This is a genomic window from Pseudoduganella sp. HUAS MS19, from assembly GCF_053615455.1.
Window position 1 is genome coordinate 3,492,800 of sequence record NZ_CM132133.1, and the last position, 19,480, is coordinate 3,512,279.

Sequence of the window (19,480 nt, forward strand, 5' to 3'; positions counted from 1 at the left end):
AGGCCGGCATGCGCGCAACCTGGACGCTGGTACACCGCTACCTTGGGCTGCTGACGGCTGCATTTCTGTTCGTCAGCGGCCTGACCGGCGCCATCATCTCATGGGACCACGAGCTGGACGACCTGCTCAACCCGCACCTGATGGAAGCGCGCACGCCCGGCACGCCGCAATCGTCGCTGGAACTGGCGCGCCAGCTCGAACAGCGCCATCCTGAGGCACGAGTGTCTTACATCCCGCTGCATGCAGGGCAGGGAAAGTCGCTCGGCTTTGGCGTCGATGCAGCAGGCTTCAACCAGGTATTTGTCGATCCGGTCACGGGCGCGGAACTTGGCAAGCGCGAATGGGGCGCAGTATGGCCGATCAGCAAAGAGACGCTTGTTTCGTTCCTGTACCGGTTGCACTATTCGCTGCATATCCCGGAAATGTGGGGCATCGACCGCTGGGGCCTCTGGTTGATGGGGGTGATTGCGATGGTGTGGGTGGTGGACAGCTTTGTCGGCTTCTACCTCACGCTGCCTGTGCGTGCACGCACGCCATCGGCCCGCGGCTGGTGGCAGCGCTGGAGCCCAGCATGGAAAGTACGCTGGAACGGTGGCAGCGCCAAGCTCAATTTCGACCTGCACCGGGCTTTCAGCCTGTGGACTTGGGGCCTGCTGTTCATCCTCGCTTTTACAGCGTTCTCGCTGAACCTGTACCGGGAGGTCTTCTACCCTGTGATGAAGACAGTCTCCGAAGTGACGCCAACGCCATTCGATACCCGCGTGCCGAGGGATCTGCGCAACCCGATCCTGGCCAGTATCAGCTACGGGAAGGTCCTGCAGCAGGCGGCCCATGAGGCGCAGCGCCGCGATTGGAAAGATCCGGCGGGAAGCGTGTTCTATTCTCAAGCCTATGGCATTTATGGCGTCAGCTTCTTCAAACCCGGTGACGACCATGGCGCCGGCGGGGTCGGGCCAGCGGTGCTGTATTACGACGGCGTCGACGGCCGTCTGCTCGGCGACCGCCAACCGTGGAAAGGCACGGCAGCCGACATCTTCGTCCAGGCGCAGTTCCCCTTGCATTCCGGGCGCATCCTGGGACTGCCGGGACGCATCCTGATCTCGGTGATGGGTCTCGTCGTCGCGATGCTGAGTGTCACCGGGGTGGTGATCTGGTGGCGCAAGCGTTCTTCACGCGAAAGGGCGGCATCGGTGCAAAGGAATGCGATCCGGTCCGCACTATAGTCCGGTCGCCTGGCGCCGCTGCTCCCGGCGGCGTACGCCCGCCAGCGCCAGCAGGCCAAGCCCGAATATCGCGATCCCTAGCGGCTCGGGAACAACCTGGATCGCGCCGCCAGTGGCCGCGAGCAGGTAATCCAGGTAGCTGTTCAGGGCGATCCCACCGAAATAGCTGCCGAACGCGCCGGGCGCAATGCCATCGGGAGTGCCGCCGAAGGTGTTGGTGGCGATCAGCATCAACTCGCCATATTGCTCGATGAAGGAGGGGCCGCCCGAATCCCCGCCGCCTATGCCCGATTCACGGTCGTTTGGCAGCTGCTCCGAGCATGCCAGGCCCCATTCGCAGAAAGAATCGCGGCCGTTGCCGTCGAAATCGGCGTACCAGACCTCTTTCGGGCCATTGAAGCCGTTCTCGTCGTCGCCATCGAACAGGTCGACAATATTTTCACCGGTGCGCTTGATGCGGAAATCGGGGCTGATGGTGTAGCCATTGATGCCGTCGCCCGAGGTGCCGTAGCCAGCCATGATGAGGCGGGTGTTCGCCTGCAGCTGCTGGCCGGCCACCTTATAGATTTTGGCTGAAGCGGGTGCATCCTGGCCAAGGGTGATCACGGCCAGGTCATCATTGACGCAAAAGCCCGATACGCCGGGCGGGCAGTTGCCGAAGCCGCCATAGTTCGGGTTCATCTGGACCTTGGACGCTGTGACGACAGCCCGGCCAGGGTCGCCCGGAGTGGAAGAGGCATTGAACACCACGCGCACATCGTTGCCTGGCTTGTTGAGGTCGATCAGGCTGCCTTTGCCATCGGTGTCCACGCAATGTCCGGCCGAGACCACCTGACGTTTGCCAACCAGTGCGCCGGAACAGATATAGCTCAAGCCGTCGTAGCGGATATTAATGCTGACTACGCCGGAGAACGGGGAGGCCGCGTTATTGGGGTCAACGTGGGCCGCCGGGGTATCGGGCAGGGCTCCCGAGGTAACAAGTGGGGAAATGGCGCCGTTCGGCACCGCCTGGGCAGTACCGCTGACGGCAAGGACTGCCAACGCGAAGCCGAGCAGCTTTTTTGCAAAGTGTTGTCGCACGTCATTACCTCCCGAGATTATTGCTCAGTGAATGAATACGTCGGGTATTGTTTAGCAATAAACGGGCCTGGCGAACATCTGCTTTGCTATCAGATACTTACCTTGAGGACGGGGGAGGGTGCTTGAGATAATGTAAAGCTTTCCGACATTACATTGCAAATTGATACAGATGGGAGCTCACTGCCGTGCTGCCAGCCTGCGCCGCGCGGCGATCAGTGCGTCGGTAATGGCACCGATACTGAAGGGCTTCACGATGAAACCCATTGCGCCACGCGAGACTGCCGACTGCACAATGCCCTGGTCGTTATGGCCGGAAACCACGATGATGAAAACATCGGGTATCCGCTCCCTGAGCTGGGACAGGAGTTCGAGGCCGTCGCCGTCGGGCAGGCCCAGGTCCAGCAGGACGATATCTGGCGCCAGTTGCGCGCAGCGTGCAAGTCCGGCCTGGGCGGTACCAGCTTCGCCCAGTACCGCCAGTTCCGCTTCATTCGCGCCGAGGCGCAGCATCGAGCGCATCATTGCGTTGTCGTCGATGATGAAGACGCTTTTCGGCTGCTGCTTATGAAACGGAGCGATGGTAGCGGAATGCATGCTGGCCCCTGCGTGGTGGCTATTTGCACAGGGCAGGCTAACACCATGCAGCGCCTGGCGGCGCGCGCATCGTCAAATCAGAAGCGGTAACCTATGTTCAGCCATGCGATGGGCTGGCTGTTGCGGGGTTCCGAACGTGGCGGTCCGCCGCGGGTGCGCCAGGCCGCAACCAGCGAGGCGTTGAAGGCGCGGTTGTCGTAACGCAGGCCCATACCGGCACCGGCCAGTGTGCGATGGTTGCCGTCGCTGGTCCAGGGCTCGCGGTTGGCGGTAATGCGGCCGGCATCGTAGAACAGGTAGGGCATCAGCGCACCGGCGGCGTAGCGCAACTCAAGCTGCAGCAGCGCGCCGGCATCGCCGTAGCCTTCTCCTGCCGGATAGGCGCGCACGCCATTTCGGCCGCCCAAGCCAAACTTCTGCGACGAATCCAGGTTCTTGCTGGCCCATTGCGCCGAAAGCCTTCCAAATGCATCGACGTGTTCGGCAACCGACTGGATGCGGGCGAGGTCGAGGTTGAGCTTGGAGAAACGGCCGGCGCTGCGGGCCGTCGTTGCGTCGGATTCGCGCATGGCGCCATCGAGGCTGAGCCGGCCCGGCGTCCAGGAGATCGCGCCATAAGTCACGCCGCCGCGCAGCAGCTTGTCGCGCACGTCGAAATTCACGGCAATCGGCAGGCTGTTACTGGATTTGTCGCTGCTGCTGTCGGTGGCGCCTTGCTGGTCGCGCAAGCGCTTGTGCTCGAACGTTGCCGACAGTGTGATGTTGCGCCGCTGCGAACGTACCAGTGGATAGCTTAGGCCAGCACTGCTGACGTTCGCCGTGCCGGTCGCATTCAAGGCGGCGAAACTATCCGCCAGGGCATAGTAGGATTTGCTGTAGCCGACGCGGCCGCGCAAGCCGGTGGCGCCCAGTGGCATGGCGTATGCGGCCGCGCCAAACCACATGTGCTCGTTGGTGTACATGCCTTGCAGCGAGATCTGGTCGCCGAGCGTGAATGGGCTGTCGACATCCAGGTTGGCATGGGCGCGCGTGCGGCCGGTGTAGCGCGTGCCATTGTTGTCGAGGCCAATCTCTCCCGCATAGCGATGGTGGCGCTGTACTTCAATTGCGAGGTCGCCGGTGCCGATTTCCCTGCCAGGACGGACCACAGGAATACTGCGTACACCCGGCTGGTCATCGAGAATCAGGGTCACACGTTCGAGTTCGTGGCTTTCAATGACGCTGCCCGGCTGCAATGGCGACAGGAAGCGCTGCGCGCCCGGGCTCAGTGACTTGTCGCCGTTCGCGGTGATTGCACCATAGCGGCCTTCCAGCACTTCGATGCGAAGCACGCCTTGCTGCAGGTCTTGCTGCGGCAGGTAGGCGCGTGCAAACGGATAGCCCGCTGCGCGGTAGTAAGCGGAAAGCTTGTCGGCTAAACCGCTTAAGCCGGCAAAATCGAAGGTCTTGCCAACCACTGGACCCAGTTCACGCAGAAGTTCATCCTGCGTGATCCGTGTATTTCCCGTAACGCTTACCTGTTTCAGCGTTACTGTCAAACCGCCAGGTGGTACTGTGGCGGCAGGTGGTGGAGGTGGCAGCGCGAGGGCCGGAGAGGGAACCGGTTCCCGCAATTCCCGCTGCCCGTTTTCCTGCAACGATTGCGCACCTTGCTGCGCAAGGGCGGCCTGGGCGAAGGCGTTAAAGATGGCGATGGTCAGAATGGTGTTGGCTGGTCTCATGTCGGCTTTCAACGCTGTCTGATTGGCAACATCATTCTATCGCTACTTTTGGTCGCTTGTAGCGTTTGCTTCATTCGTTGCGGTGGCAGCTGGCATATGGATGCCACCGGAGACGACGAATACGCTCAGGAACTTGACGTCGCGGCCAGCGGTGAGACTTTGGGTCGCGGGCATGTTGTCACGGCTGGCGGAGCCCCCTTGCGCGCTGCCCGAATCACTTACATCGGTGTAGTTCAGTCCACCGACGCTCAGCGATGGCAAGGCCGGAGTCGAACCGCCAATCACCACAGGACTCGCGGCCTGGGCGGCGATAGCGGTCCTGGCGTCAGGGGCTGCCGAGGGTTGGCTAGCCAGTGGCGCCGGCGCCGCGGCGGGCGCTGGTTCAGGCGTCGCGACTTGGGCGGGCGCAGGTGCGGCCGCTGGGGTTGGGGCCGGGTTAGGCGTTGCGACTGGCGCTGCTTCAGGCACGGTGACCGTGAGCGGAGCGGCCGGTATGGTCGAGGGGACGGTTGACGGCGCGGGTGCGGCCACCGGTGCTGGCGCTGGCACTGGCGCCGCTACGGGCACGACGATCGGTGAGGGCGCAGGTGTTACGACAGGCGTTGCGGCAGGTGCTGCGGCAGGTGTTACGACAGGCGTTACGACAGGCGTTACGACAGGCGTTACGACAGGCGTTACGACAGGCGTTACGACAGGTGTCGGCGTAGGAACTGGAGCCGGGGTCGGCGTTGTTACCGGCGCGGGCGCTGGTGCAGCAGTGATATTCGCCGTCGTCACACCGCTGCCTGAGAAGCTGTAGTTGCCGGCGTCGCTGCCTGCCAGGGTAAGCCCAGCCACACTCACCCCGAGGGCGGTCCCCGCTGTGGCTTGCGCAAAGTGTGCAGTCGCTGCGCTGCTGTCGATTAGGACATCGTCACCACTTACCACGCCTGCCAGCGAGCCAGCGGAAGTCAATACTGCGACAGTATTGCCGTCTTCAATTTTGTCTGCCACGCCTAGATTGGCCAGCGTCAGTGCTTTCGGAATGACCGACGCCGTAATCCCAGTCGGATTCGCAAGCTCATAGTTCGAAGCGAGGCCAGTGCCATCAGCCAGTACGATGCCGTTGACGGAAACGGACTTGCTGCTGCCCACACTGCCATCCGTGAACGCACCGGTTTGTCCGGAGAAGGACAAGGTCTCTGAACCAACCAACCCGCTCAAGGAGCCGCCAACCAGAGTGGCGCTGGTGGTCGCATCATAGGTTTTGTCAGCCGCCGACATTCCGACGATCGTCAAAGCCTTGCGCGCAATCGAGGCGGTGCTGCTGGCCTGGCCGGTAATGACGTAGTTGCCTACGTAGTCGCCAGTGTAATTGCTGGCGATGTTGACCTGCTTTCCGCTGCCTGCATTTGCATCGGCAAAGGCGCCGGTAGCCGACAGGCCGATCCACTCTCCGGCAACCAGGTTGGAGAACACTGCGTTGCTGGTATCGAGAACTGCCGCGGCGGTTCCATCATACGTCTTGCCCGCAGCACTAATGCCTGTCACTGAAGTTGCACGTGGGGTGATCGAACCCGTCAGGCCAACAGGGTTAGCAATGGTGTAGTTCGAAGCAAGGCCAGTTCCGTCCGAAAGCAGCAGGCCGCTAGCCGTCACGGCCTTTGCGGTCCCCACATTCTTGTCTGCGAACACGCCGAGCAGGCCGGAGAAGTTCAAAGTCTCCGTTCCCACCAAGCCGCTCAGGAAGCCACCGCTCAACGTTGCCGAAGTGTTGCCGTCATAAATCTTGTCGGCCACAGTAAGTCCGGCCAGGCTCAAGGACTTTGCCGAGACAGAAGCACTGTTCGCCACGCTCGCAGAACCCATACCAGGCAAGGTGTAGTTGGCGGCGAGGCCATTGCTGCCGTCCGTGAGCGTAATCGCATTCAAATAGCTTGCGCCGGCGACATGGGCACTGTTCACGGTGGCGCCGGTGTAGTGAAGGGTCTCACCCGACACCAGGTTGCCCAGCGTGACATTGCCGCTCATATCCGTGCCGCCGTCATAAGTCTTCGCCGCCATCACCGTGACGGCGCGCGGGGTGATGCTGGCGGAGGCGCTGGCGGACGTGCTGGCCAGAGAGTAGTTGCCCGCATCAGCGCCGCTGAGGGAGATATTGGTGATGTCAACGGTGTAATTACCGACGTTCTTGCTACCGAATGCTCCAGTGCCGTTCAGGGTCACGGCATCGCCGGCCACAATGCCGGTAGCGGAGAGGGCGGCGGCGGTCGTTCCGTCATACACTTTGCCGGAGGCGGTCGGCGTCAGGTTTTTGGGCGTGATGGTATAGCTGCCGGTGTTGAAATAGCCCACGGCGTAGGTCGTTCCGCCGCTGGTATAGCTGGTTGGGTTGCCGGCATCGGCGTTCAGGCCAACGTAATGGCCGGCATTCTTGCTGTTGGTGGTGTACGCCACTGCCGGAGTGAGTGCTGCGACCGAGAATCCGCCGGGCCCGCCCATAGTGGTGAACGAAAGGCCGGTAGCGACGTTATTGCCGTCATAAGTCTTGCTGCCAGCTGCGTTCTGGATCACGTAGATCGGCTGCGTCGACATGCTGACGGCCTGGTAGGTCGCGTACAGATAGCTGTTGTTCGAACCTGGGATCACGAGTGTGCCGCAGTTCGGATAGGGTGTCGCGCAGCTCGACAACTGCGGCGACTGGGTGTATGCGGACAGTTGCGGCACGCCGTTGACGAACACCAGCCAGCTGGCGACCGAGTTGCCCTGGAAGGCGACGCGCGCACGGTTGCCGTAAGAGACCAGCCCAATGGCGCCCTGGTCCAGTACGGCCTGGGTGTTGCCCGGCGTGGTATTCACGGCATTGAGAAGCATGCCGCCGCCAGCCGAATTGCCGATCGTAGTGAGCGTATTGGAGTTGCCTTCGAACGCGACGCCGAAAGTCTTGTTGCCGGCAGTGCTGGCGCCGGTGATGAACAGGTTGCCCGTGCCGGAGTTGATCGTCGCATTCGACATGATGTACACGCCGCCGGTGACGCCGGAATAGCTGCCGTTGTTGGATCCAACCAGCGATTTTCCGTTGATGACGATGTTCCCACCGTCGGACAGGATGGACCTGGCGCGCTGCACCACAACCGCAGCGGTGGAGGAACTGGAATTGAGCGCATAACCGATGCCGTTGGCCTGGCTGCCGGCATTACTGCCGACCATGATGTTGCCGCCGTTGGACTTGATATTAGCGTTGATATTGACGCCACCCAGCGTGGCATTGGCGGCATTGGCCGCGCTCAGGGTAAGACCCAGCTTGCCCGAGGTGGAAGTAATGTCGCTGTTGACTGCGATATTGCGGTCGGCGCGCAATGTCAGCGTGGCGTCGCCGCCGCTTGTCTTGTTGATGGCGCTGGCAACGGTGATGTCGCCACTGCCGGTGCCGGTGCTGCCGTAGCTCGCGAGGCCGGTTTCGGTGGTGATGGTGACGCTGGTGCCGAGGTTAAGGGCGCTGACGATATTGCTGGCCGCGCTGGCATCGATCGTGTAGTCGTAGGGGTCGATCAGCCAATGGCCACCCTGGCCGTGTGCCGCGCTGGCGTCAATCTGTACTGCGCGCGCGGTGGCGACGTAACCCGCCGACGTCTCGATAAATCCGCCATTGCCGCCATCCGGCGCGCTGGCATCAAGTTTGCCGGCGATGTCGATGCGGCCGTTCTGCATATCGCCCAAGAGTAAGATCTGGCCTTCTTCACCAGTGGCCATGGTGCGGGCCTGCACCAAGCCTTCGTTGTTGATCACAGTACTCACCAGGTCGCCGGCAGCCTTGGCGGTCAGCAGCACGTTGCCGCCGTCGGCACGGATTGCACCGCCGTTCTCGATCAGCGCATCGATCGCACCTTTCCTGATCTGCAGTTTGATCGGGCCGCCCAGGTCCAGCAGCACGTCGCTGGCGGCGCCAAGGAGCACATTGCCCCGCTCAGCAGAGATCTCGCCGATATTGCTCACGCGTGCCGCGACAAGTGCAACCGTGCCGCCGTTGATAGCCTTGATGTTGCCCTGGTTGATCACCGCGTTTGCGCTGGCGCCTTGCAGCTTATAGTCCCCGGCCATGAAGTCCTGGTTGCTCATGCCGAGGGTCGACGCCAGCAGGCCGCCGACATTGACTTGTGCGGTCGGCGAGAACAGGACACCGTTTGGATTCAGCAGGAATACCTGGCCATTGGCCTTCAGGGCGCCTTGGATTTGCGACACGTCGCTGCCGGTGACGCGGTTCAACGCAACAGAGGTGGAAGAGGGCTGCACGAAATTGACGGTATTGCCTTTACCAATGGAGAAGGATTGCCAGTCGAGCGCCATCCGGGCGCTGCCCTGCTTGATCGTCATCGCGCTGCCTTGCTGGCTGATGTTGCCCTGGCCGGCAACGACCACGCCACCGGTCGGCAAATCGGCCGCCAGTGCCGCCCCGCCAACCAACGCCAGGCCTGCTGCAGCCAGTGTGCGGCGCGCAGCGCGCGCGCTGCGCGCTTTGCCATGCGCGCCGCCCAGTTCGGAACGTACTTGCCAAATTCCCATGCTGGCATTCCATACCACTCGGAAGATCCTGTTCATAACGCTACCTCTGACGTTGAGATGAAACGGATCTGGCCAACGCGTTCAAAGATGCGGTGCCAGACTCGGACAGCAGGATGCAGGGCTGTGGGATTGATTCGCCTTGGCGGCGGAGCGGTGCGCAGAGGTAGGGCGTCACCTGAGGGAAGCAATTTCTGTACGGCAATGACGATATTACGCACTTTTGATTAGTTTTTACACGGCAACGTCGAAAAATAGCTCCGGCGTTGGCAAGGCGCGTCACCTTTCATCTATGTAGCCACAGCGCGATGAAAAAATAGGTGGAGCTGCCGGGGGAATTTAGGTGGCAGCACCAATTCGCCCGATGCCGGTCTCTTCTAAAGTTGGCTGTACACCCTGACAACTTTGGCTTATCAGCCGGGAGGAAATATGACTACCCCTCGTTTCTCGACCTCGGTCGGCATTGCAATGTTCCTTAACGCCTGCGTCGCCCTGGCGGCACAGCTCGACGGCACACGTGCTCCACGCCAGGCGCCGTCGGCAGCAGTTGCCAGCGCCATGGCCGAGTACCGGCGGCTCGACGTCGACGCATCGTTTACTTTTGCCGGACCGCATATCGATAGTTTCGTAACGAAGGCGAAGCCCCAGGTTCCCGACTATGCATTGCCGGTGCTGGCCAGCCTCGGTTTGCCGGCTGCCGCGAAGCCGGTGCGCAGCCTCCTGTTGCCGGCAAAAGGGCCGGCCCCCAGCCGCGACCTCGAATCGAGCGGGAGTGCATTGCCCTTCGTCGCGGAAGGCGGCAGCACGCAGGGTACATCGCTGGGGGGTGCCGATACGGTAGATCCAAGCAGGGACGGTACGACCGTGCCGCGCGAGGTGCGGCAGGGTCCCGCGCCGGATCCAGACCGCATGATCGAATGGGAGAGGCCGACTGCCACCACACTGGCACTTGAGAAGCGCGCAGCCATGCCGATACTCTCAGCCTTCCTGGCGCGCCATGCCAAGCTGTTCGACATCGATCCGGGCAGGATCGGCCAGTCCTTGCGCGTGAAGGAGTTTCATACCTCACCGCTATTCCGCAAGCTGACGCTGGAGCAGTACGTTGGCGAGGAAAAGGTACTGTATGGCCGCACGCTGGTGCATTTCGACCTTAACTGGAACGTCATCGGTGTCAGCCGGATGCTGCTCACGCCGGCGAAGCTGCAGCTCAATGCTGCCAGCGCCGGCATCCTTGGCGGGACCAGTCCCTCCCTGGCCGCGCGCTCTGCGCTGGCGGAGCCGGCCGAAGCGCGGTGTAAGGAGATGCAGGTCCGCACACTCCGCAACGAACGCGCGATCGACATTGCCCGCGGCCTTCGCGTCTACGATATCGAGTCCGCATCGAGCGACGGCGAATGCCACTGGCGCACCATCGTCGATGCGGCGAGCGGGCGCATTCTCAATGTGAGCGACCTGGTCAACAACGCTTACACGGACGCACAGGTGAACCGCTGGCGTTACCCGAGCGGCAACCTGTTCACGCCACAGCAGCTCGTTTCGACCGGCCAGTACACCCGCAACGACCGCCGCCTTGAACACGATTTCTTCTATATGATGAACGACCACCGCTGCGAAGGCGCGGCAGAAACCACCTGCGGCGAGACCAGTTTTGCAAGTACCTGGTGTTCGGCCGCATACGGTACCGACAGCGGCAGTTCATTCATCCGTGCTACCCGCAGGCTCGACCGCGATTTCACGCCATACTTCCCAGGCGGCGCCAGTGAGACGTTTGGCGAAACGAATGCCTATTACTGGGCACGCCAGTTCTCGCAATGGCTGAAGCCCTCGCTCGATGCGATGGGCGTACTGCCTGGTTCGGCAAGCGATTTCCCGCGCGTGCTGATGGTATCGGATGCTTGCCGATCCGGCTCCGCGCATAACTCCTCTTTTGCCGTGACCACCGACGAGAACAAGGGCGAGGGCGGGCATGTGATTCGTCTCGCGCATCGGAATCCGGCCGGCTCGTCCAACCATAATGCATCATGTGAAGGTGGCGGCTGCTATGACAATCCAAGCAATATTCACCACGAGCTCAATCACTTCTTCCTGAGCCGCTATTATTCCTTCGGTTCCGACTTGGATTGCGGCGGCAATAACCAGATGAAGTTCATTCACGAAGGCGCGCTTGGCACGGCGGTACCGCAAGCATTCTGGCATAGCTATTACGGGGTCGGCTACAAGCCTTCCAGCACCAACAAGCTCTACTTCTCCCACCTGGAGACTGGCCGCGTGCATGATAGCGACTCGAACCGGATGACGGTGGGCGGCTACCTGTGCGTCAACCAGACCACGGGACAGGGGCCGTATCACGCCGGACGTGTCGTCGGCCAGGCGTTGTGGGAGTTCTACCATGGCATCAAGGTGACGGGCTCCACCCAGAACGGCACCTGGCGGCCGACCACCGATACCGATTTCAACTGGATCGTGTATTGGGCAGCCGACCTGATGGCCGCGTCGACTTACAAAGACCGCTATGAGTATGCCAACCGCTTCATGGAAATCCTCGACAAGCACACCAACTGGTCAAGCAGCGGGAAACAGGACTACTGCGAGATCTTCGAGCACCATGGTTTGCGGGACTTCATCAACGCGGACTACTGCAATTGACAGGGCAAGTTCTGCCCGGGGCTCACGGCAGCCAGTTGATGCCGCCGCACGCGGCCAACGGCTTGCGCTCCCCGGGTAGTAGGACTGCTCGGCGTTCCTCGCCTTCGGCGTCGCCAACCTGATGCGCGGCGCCGTCGAAGGGGATTACCTGAACGCTTTGGCAAGCCTGGTAATAGCCGGGGGCGCCCGGGTTGAGACCACGGATGACGAAAGCGATCCAGCGTCCATCCGGTGACCAGCTCGCACCTTGCAGAGACAGCCGGACCAATCCGTTTGCCAGGCGTGGCGCCGGCTGGGTCAGCAAGCGCACTTGACTGTCGCCGATGCGCACGGCGTATAACAGGCCCAGGGCAACCTTGCCCTGTGTTTCCAGGGTCAGAAGAAGATGGCGGCCGTCCGGGCTGACTTTCAGGCTCGCTCCTTCAGTGTCCACGCCAGGCGGCAGCTCAAGCCGGGTCTGCGAGACAATGCCTTCGCCTGGCTTGGCAATCACCACGTTGTCGCCGGCCAGGTACAGATAGCGCCCGTCGGGCATCCAGTCCAACGCATTCGTCGCCCCTTGGGCCCGATAGCGCAGGGGCGAGCCGTTCTCGATCAGCTTCAGCTCTCGCCCGATCACATACAGGCGCGGCTGCCCTTCCTGGTTGGGCTGCCAGTATCCGAGCAGGTATTTGCCGTCAGGTGAAGGTATCGCGGAGCGGAACTGCGGATCCAGGCCCCTTTCGCGTAGCGGTACAAGGTTGATGGAGGCGAGGACATTCATTGTGGCCCCTTCCAGGAATGCCAGGTTGCCGAGTGGGTCGGTCCGCAACAAGGTACCGCTGCCGGCGGGTTGGCCCGCCGCCCAGGTATCCGCGCTGGTCCGTGACCGGGAGAGTTCACTGCGCGGCATCCGCCGCGTTTTGCCCGTCGACAGCTCAACCAGGCTGGTCTCGAAGGACTGCTGGCGACCGTCCTCAATCAGTAGTTTCCCCGGCAGTGGTGGCAGAGGCCGGCGCGCTTCGGCGGCCATGCCCGTGGCTGTGTTGAAGACGATAGTCGTAGCAATCAGCTTGCGAGTCAGCGCGCTTTTCGGCATGGGCTTTGCAGTGTGGTTGGTGACAGTCCATGTTAACAACGTTATGGCCCGACCGCCATCCATGCCGAAATTTGGGGGGAGCCAGCGCCAAATCTGGGTGCCAGCACCAATTCGGAGTTCGCCTGCCGCATCTAAAGTGCATGACATGCAGCTGCGCCAGCTCGCGTCGCCAGCATGTTCACAGCACTTTTCCTGTCCCGAGTCCAAACAAGGAGCCAAGCAATGGATGCCCAAAACAATGCTTCCACTATGCAATCGAACCAGATGTTTCCGCCAATGCCAGATGCAATGGAGATGCCGTCGCCCCAATCCGCTGCCGACATTCGCCCGCAAATTCCAGGGCCCGGCGAGATTGTCAACCCGGCATTCCCGCTGATCAAGAGCGTTCGTCCAGGCTGCTACCTGCTGAACTACACGCCAAGCGGCATCAGCCTGGTTACCTACGACGGTACGATGCGCGTTGAAAAGCATGCGGATGGGCGCACTGCGAGCGGCGACCTGTACCAGCGCCCGGTACTGATCCTGCCACTGAAAAGTGCGCTCCCGGCCGACCTTACGCGGCCTTTGCTGCTGGCGGGTCCCAACCCTGCCAGCGGCATTCCTGTCCTGTCGCGCAGCCGTTACCGCTATTACCTGCGGGTCACCAAGATCCTCGAGAACTTCACCTTCGGTAACAGCTTCACGCTGGGCTTTGAGATGTGGCGCTTCACCAAGAATCCCGGCGCGTGGAATACCGGCGGCACCTGGAGCAAGGAAGAAGTGACGGCCCTCATGAGCTGGCAGCCAGCACCGGCCGGCTTCCCGGCACCGGCACACTACCTGGCCGGCGACGTCAAGAATGCTGCCAACGTGATTGTCGGCCGGCTGACCATGGGTTGGGTTTCCGACTTCCTGCGCAAGGCAACGATCGAAGTGGACCGCGTCAGCCACTCCGAAGCCGTGGTCAGCAACGGCGCCGGCATCGATTGGGCCGCGGTAGGCAAGAGCGTTGACTGGGATCTCACCGCCATCCAGAGCAACAACAACGTTCCGGAACCAAGCGGCCCTTCGTGGTCCAACGGCGAAGCCCACGCCGCCATGCTGGCCAAGCGCGACGCCTCCAACCTGGATGTCGAATGGCGCTACCACGTGCTGGCCATGCGCCGGCTGGATGCAACCGAACGCGGCATCATGTACGACAATGGCGGCACGGACTCCAACAACGTCCCGCGCGAAGGCTGTGCAATTTCTTCGCACTGGACCATACCGAACACGGCAGAATGGGGCAGCGTTGCGGGCCAGCGTTTCGGCACTGCCGCCGCGCCATACTTCCGCACCGCGGTGCACGAGATCGGCCATGCCATGGGCTTGTACCACAACACGGCAGATAATGGCTACCTGTGCACCACCGACGTGATCGCATCGCGTTCGCTCAATCCCGGCAGCCTGCCGTTCCCGGCCAATATCCAGTGGGCGTATAACCCGGACGATGCCAAGCGCCTGCGCCACATGCCGGACATTTACATGCGTCCGGGCGGGCTGCCATTCGGCACCACTTACGGCTCGACGCCAATCAGCCCAACCGATATGGAGCTCGAAGTTGACGGCCTGAGCATGTTCGTGATGCCGGTCGCCAGCGCGGTCCCGATCGGCGCCCCGGTGCGGGTAAATATCACGCTGCAAAACCAGACCAGCGCCCCGATTGCGGCCCCGAACACGCTGAGCATGAAGAGCGGCATTGTGCGCGGCAAGGTGATCGACCCTTGCGGCACCGTACGGACGTTCTCGCCAATTGTGATCTGCGTGGAAGACGACCAGGTCCAGCCGCTGGCCGCGCAAGACACCATCGAACACTCGCTGACCCTGCTGCGCGGCGGCCAGGGGGCCTTGTTCCCGATGCCGGGCGCCTACCGGATCATTGTGGAAGCGCACTGGGACAATGGTGGCCTCGAATGCACCTGCACCGGCGAAAACACGGTGATGGTGACGTCCGCAGTCGACCAGGCCCATGCGGAGGCCGCGCTGAAAGTGCTGTCCACGCCGGACACGCTACTGTCGCTGGCGATCGGCGGCGACCACCTGCTCGAAGGCATGGCTGCCATCGATGCGGCGCTTGCCAACCCGGTGCTGCGTCCGCACTTCGCCTACGTCGAGGCGAAGCGCATGGCGACACGCTTCTGCGAACGCAAGGCCGACTTCGCCGCAGCAGCCAGGCTGATCGACAGCAGCACAGTCATGAGCCCGGCTGAACTGAAGCGGGCCGCGGCCTGGGTCAAGGATGCTGGTCCGGCCACAGCACCAGGCAAGCAATTGGCGAAAGAGCTGTCCCACAAGGCCAAAGGCCTGAAGGTGAAGGATGGCCTGAAGGACCTCGCCGAACCGGCTTGATGCGGAAAAAAAGGGGGGGCGGTGCCCCCCTTTGCCGGCACAGCAACGCTTGAACCATGCAACTTGCCATCGCAGGGGCGCTCACTAAGCTGATAGATGGCCAATCAAGGAAAGATCATGAAGAAACTGGCAGCGGGAAGCGTCAGCGCGCTGATCGGCGGCATGCTTGCCTACCTTGTCCTGGCATTCGCATTTCCAGGAATTGATCCGCGCGATTTTGCCAACCTGATCGGGCTGGCGGCGGTAATCGGTGCCATGGCAGGCGCATGGCTGGGCCGATCAGGCAAGCCGGGAGAACCATCGTGAGAAAAAAATTGGGGCTGCTCTGGCCACTCCTGCTCCTGCTTGCCGTGGCCGGTTGCGTAACCGGCTCCGGACAGCGGGCCGGGGTTGATTTTCACACCTGGTCCACCCTGGGCGCTAAGGTGGAATCTCCCTGGACGGGCCCGCGCAGCCTGTTGTACACCTATGTCCTGTCCGGCGATGCGGCAGGCGGCACCCCCGATGCCGCCACCACCAAAGAGCGCACCGATGCACGACGAGCCCTCGGGGTCCTGATCGCCGAGCTGCAGGCCAGCCAGGCCGCGAGCACAGTCGGGGAAGCCGGCCTGCTTCAACATGCCAACCAGTTCGTGGTGCCGGTGCAGAATTATCAGGGCGGAAAACTGGCGCTGGAGCACTATGATTTTACGCGCTCCGTCGCCATTCTCAATCGCGTTCGTCCGGCGCTCGAACCGGACATGCGCACCAGGCTGGATCGGCCCGGGCCATTCCTGCTGGCGATGCGCCGCCCAATCAATGAGTTCTCGGTGGCGGCAAACGAAACGGCGAAGCCTGCATTGCTGGTTCTTCTGGTCGACATGAGTGGTGCCCATCCAAAGGCCGTTCCCGTCTACATGAACGGCTTCAAAGCTGCAGTCGTCAAAGGTTTGCCGGAGAACTTCAGAAGCGCGCCCGTATTGCGGGCTGAACTCGCTTCGGCCGCGCTCAAGGCGAATGAAGCGATACCATTTATCGCAGCGGCATACGCGGAAACCGGCAAGCTGCTTTCGCACAAGCCCGGAGGGCAAGATGGCGCGGACGGCAAACTGCATTAGGCCAATCCTGGTTCTCGCTGCGCTGTTGATAGCGGCGTTCCATCGGCCGGCCAGCGCAGGCCTGGAGCTGGCCGACATGGCGCGGCTCGCATCGCCCCAATTCTGCGACATCGCACGATGGGACCGCGCCGCTGACGTGGACAGTGCGGCGGCAAGCTATAGCCAAGGGCGAAGCAGGGCTGCCGCCAGCGAATTCGCCGCTGTGAAAGCGCGCGCAGGCGACCTGGAAACACGCTATCTCGCAGCAATCCTGGAAGCGCGCGCCCTGAAGGCCATGGCTTGCGACGACGCTGCAATGGACTTGCTCGGCAGCCTGCTGCGTTCTGCGGAACTGCGCCCTGCGGACCGCAAGCTGAAATGCCTTGCGTTGAGCCGCCTTGCCAGGCTGACGGTGACGCGCCGGATGGAGGAGGCCATGGACGTTGCGCGGCAGGCGAAGGAATGCGCAGAAGCTGCGGGTCAGAACGAGGTGAGCAGCGAAGCTGTCAACACGCTGGCCATCATCTCGCTAAGCCGAAGTGCTTGCCAGGATGCGGGGAAGCTGGCACGCGCTGCGCTCTTCGCGGCCCCCGACGCACTGCGCAAGGCTGAGGCGCTGCGTACGCGAGGCCAGTGGTCGGAACTTTGCGAGCATGATGTCCGGGCGGCGATATCGGACTACGAAGCAAGTGAACGCGAGGCGATCGCTGCGCGCGATCCGGAAGCGTTGGCCCTGGCGCAGGTCTTTTCATCGACGGCAGTCATGAAAAGCAGCGCTCCTTCGGCGGCGGTGCCCGCAAAGCTGGAGGCGGCATTCCTGTCGGCCCGGGAGGGCGAGCTGCGCAGGGCAATCGGTGCTGCATTGGCATACCACGCATTTGCGATCGCCCACAGCGAATACGGAAGCCTGCTTGCGGTCGCAGCGCGGGAGCTGAATCTCAGCGCCGTCCTGCATGCTGCGATCGGCCACGCGTCGCAGGAACGAATGATACAGATCGCCCTTGGCGGCTACCTGGTCAAGCTGGGGCGTTATGCGGAAGCACAAACCGCATTTGAGCGCGGCAGGCGATTGGCCGTTGACAGCGGGTTGCCAGCGGAAGCCGCCAAAGCACTCCAGGGCCTGGCCGCCATTGCGCGCCTTTCAGCGCCGCCCGATCCCGCATTGGCTGCGAGCCTGATGCGAAGCGCGCTGGTGGAGCTGCGCGCGGCTGCGCATACCCCCGGCGACCTCGCCCGTGCACTGTATGAGGCAGCGACCATCGAAGCCGAATCCGGAAACTTTTTCAAAGCGAGCGAAGATTTCAGGGAGAGCCTGGCGTACGCGGTGCAAGGCGGCGATAGCGATGCCAGCGCGATGGCGCAGGCCGGCCTGGGCTGGGCCGATTGGCGTGCCGGCAATTCCATTGGCGCCGGCCTGGCCTGGCGTGCTGCAGTGCTGGGACGGTCGCCGCAGGCACAAGCATTGGGCTGGTGGGGCCTGGCGCGGTCCAGCCGCCAGCGGCATCCGGCGGTGTCGGCTGGCCGCTATGCCCGCGTGATCGCCATCGTCGAACAGATGCGGCCTGCGGGGCAGGACGATGAAGCGCAGCGGTCGTTCGACAGGCGGTTTTCGGAAGCCTACCGCGAGTTCCAGGCCTTGCTGATGGATTTGCAGTGGTACAAGCAGGCACACAGGCTTGCGTTACTGATGAATCGGCGTGAACTGGTCGAACGGCGCTGGGTAAAGGGGACCCGTTCCGCAGACGAGGGAAAGGCTGCTGCTCCCGTGGTCATGCCCGATCCCCTCGAGCAGTGCAGTCCCCACACTACGCAACGGGAAAAGGGTGTGCTTTCACAACTGGAAAAGCTTGCCCTCCTGTCCAAAGGGTTGCCCACAAACTGCTGCGCCGAGGACGGCTCAGTCAGGGCTGCTGCGCAATGCAGCGCCAATAGCGGCCTGAAAGAGTACTGCGAAGCGCGCCATTCGGCCAATGTGGCGGCAAAGGCCTTGTCGCGTGAGCAGGACGATTGTGTTGCCGCAATCGCCGGCAGGGCCAAGGCCGATGAATTGGTGCGCCGTGCCCTTGACACCGATGGACTCGAGGATTGGCAGCGCGCCCTCAAGCGTGTACCCGGCTACGTTGTCGTCACGGTGATCGACCAGGGGGAACTCAGGGTGCTGGTTGGCGTGCCGGAGCTCGAAGGATACCGCTCGACCAGGAAGGCGATCGATGTCAAGAGGCTCGACATGCTGTCGGCTGCGTTGCAAAGCTCCTGGGTGAAGGCCTCGGAGGCGGCGGAATCTCCCGGCCCTGGCAGTAAAGCGAAGCTGGCCGACGAGATGGCGAAGCTTCGCGAAGGGCCGCTGCGCGAGTTGCACAGGCTATTCTTCGCAGGCTTCGACCCACCGGCCCTGCCTCTTGACCCGCCTGCAGGAGCGTTGATCGTCTTCATCAACGATCCGCGATTGCGCGACCTGCCAATGGCGGCGCTGTATGACGGGCAGCGCTACATCGGTGAGCGCTACGCGATCGTCCATCCCACCTTGCGCACGCTGCAGCGTGGCAGGCACGCCGCGGGCGTCACGGATTCATTGGTCATGGGGGTCTCGAAGCCCGACCTGCCCAATGTGGCAGGGGAGGTGAGGACAGTCGCTGCCGCGCTGAAGACAGACGGTTTCCTGGACGAACAGAGCACGCGCGAGCGCCTGTTCGACTGGCTGAGCGATGGGTCTGCCGAAGGGCTCGCCCTACATCTGGCCTCGCACGGCGAGATGGGCGGGACAAGCGCCACATCCTTGATCAGGCTGTGGAACGGCGAGGTCCTGAACGGCGACGATTTGTCCGACAGGCATAAGCGGCCCCGGGATATCCAGCTGCTTACTTTAAGCGCCTGCAGGAGCGCCGTGTCCGGCGATGGCGTCATGGCGCTCGGTCTGGCAGGGCTGGCGCATAACTTTGCATCGAGCGCCATTGGCAGCCTGTGGAAGGTTGACGATAGAAGTACGGGCCGCCTGATGGGGGCTTTCTATGGCCATTGGCGCCACAAGCCGGGAGATGGCGTGGCAAGTGCTTTGGCTTCCGCCCAGCGGGAGCTGATGAAGGAGTTCGCCCATCCTTATTTCTGGGCTTCCTTTATTGTTGTTGGGAGGTGGGACTGATGAATACCTTTTACAGA

The 19,480-nt window shown here is 62.4% G+C and carries 11 protein-coding genes; 6 read left to right on the forward strand and 5 right to left on the reverse strand.

Annotated features, from left to right (window positions below; genetic code table 11):
• The first annotated feature begins 8 nt into the window (after nt 1-8).
• Nucleotides 9-1,223, forward strand: a complete 1,215-nt coding sequence (locus ACWBU6_RS15900; protein WP_452644385.1) for a PepSY-associated TM helix domain-containing protein — start codon at nt 9-11, stop codon at nt 1,221-1,223.
• Here the strand turns inward: ACWBU6_RS15900 and ACWBU6_RS15905 are convergent.
• The 4 genes from ACWBU6_RS15905 to ACWBU6_RS15920 form a co-directional block, all read right to left on the reverse strand.
• Nucleotides 1,218-2,303, reverse strand: a complete 1,086-nt coding sequence (locus tag ACWBU6_RS15905; protein ID WP_452644386.1) for a trypsin-like serine protease — start codon at nt 2,301-2,303, stop codon at nt 1,218-1,220. The genes ACWBU6_RS15900 and ACWBU6_RS15905 overlap by 6 nt on opposite strands.
• A gap of 177 nt (nt 2,304-2,480) precedes the next feature.
• Complete coding sequence (locus ACWBU6_RS15910) at nt 2,481-2,897, reverse strand: response regulator (protein ID WP_452644387.1); 417 nt, start codon at nt 2,895-2,897, stop codon at nt 2,481-2,483.
• 77 nt (nt 2,898-2,974) lie between these two features.
• Entirely contained in the window at nt 2,975-4,618 is a 1,644-nt protein-coding gene (locus tag ACWBU6_RS15915; RefSeq protein WP_452644388.1) for a ShlB/FhaC/HecB family hemolysin secretion/activation protein, read from the reverse strand.
• Nucleotides 4,619-4,660: 42 nt separating this feature from the next.
• On the reverse strand, nt 4,661-9,196 hold the full coding sequence (locus tag ACWBU6_RS15920; RefSeq protein ID WP_452644389.1) for a YDG domain-containing protein: 4,536 nt from the start codon (nt 9,194-9,196) through the stop codon (nt 4,661-4,663).
• Nucleotides 9,197-9,586: 390 nt separating this feature from the next.
• Between ACWBU6_RS15920 and ACWBU6_RS15925 the strand changes: the two genes are divergently transcribed.
• Nucleotides 9,587-11,803 carry a hypothetical protein gene (locus ACWBU6_RS15925; protein WP_452644390.1) on the forward strand — a complete coding sequence of 739 codons (2,217 nt, stop codon included), beginning with the start codon at nt 9,587-9,589 and terminating at the stop codon, nt 11,801-11,803.
• A 22-nt stretch (nt 11,804-11,825) separates the two neighbouring features.
• Here ACWBU6_RS15925 and ACWBU6_RS15930 read toward each other — a convergent pair whose 3' ends face one another.
• Entirely contained in the window at nt 11,826-12,881 is a 1,056-nt protein-coding gene (locus ACWBU6_RS15930) for a TolB family protein (protein WP_452644391.1), read from the reverse strand.
• A gap of 222 nt (nt 12,882-13,103) precedes the next feature.
• Here ACWBU6_RS15930 and ACWBU6_RS15935 point away from each other — a divergent pair, with 222 nt between their 5' ends.
• The 4 genes from ACWBU6_RS15935 to ACWBU6_RS15950 all read left to right on the forward strand — a co-directional run bounded on the left by ACWBU6_RS15935 (nt 13,104) and on the right by ACWBU6_RS15950 (nt 19,463).
• A complete protein-coding gene (locus ACWBU6_RS15935) occupies nt 13,104-15,248 on the forward strand; it encodes a hypothetical protein (protein ID WP_452644392.1) in 2,145 nt (714 codons plus the stop codon).
• Between the two features lie 117 nt (nt 15,249-15,365).
• A complete protein-coding gene (locus tag ACWBU6_RS15940) occupies nt 15,366-15,554 on the forward strand; it encodes a hypothetical protein (protein ID WP_452644393.1) in 189 nt (62 codons plus the stop codon).
• A complete protein-coding gene (locus tag ACWBU6_RS15945) occupies nt 15,551-16,345 on the forward strand; it encodes a hypothetical protein (RefSeq protein ID WP_452644394.1) in 795 nt (264 codons plus the stop codon). Before ACWBU6_RS15940 ends, ACWBU6_RS15945 begins: the two co-directional genes overlap by 4 nt.
• Entirely contained in the window at nt 16,320-19,463 is a 3,144-nt protein-coding gene (locus tag ACWBU6_RS15950) for a CHAT domain-containing protein (RefSeq protein ID WP_452644395.1), read from the forward strand. The genes ACWBU6_RS15945 and ACWBU6_RS15950 overlap by 26 nt, the downstream gene beginning before the upstream one ends.
• Nucleotides 19,464-19,480: the final 17 nt, after the last annotated feature.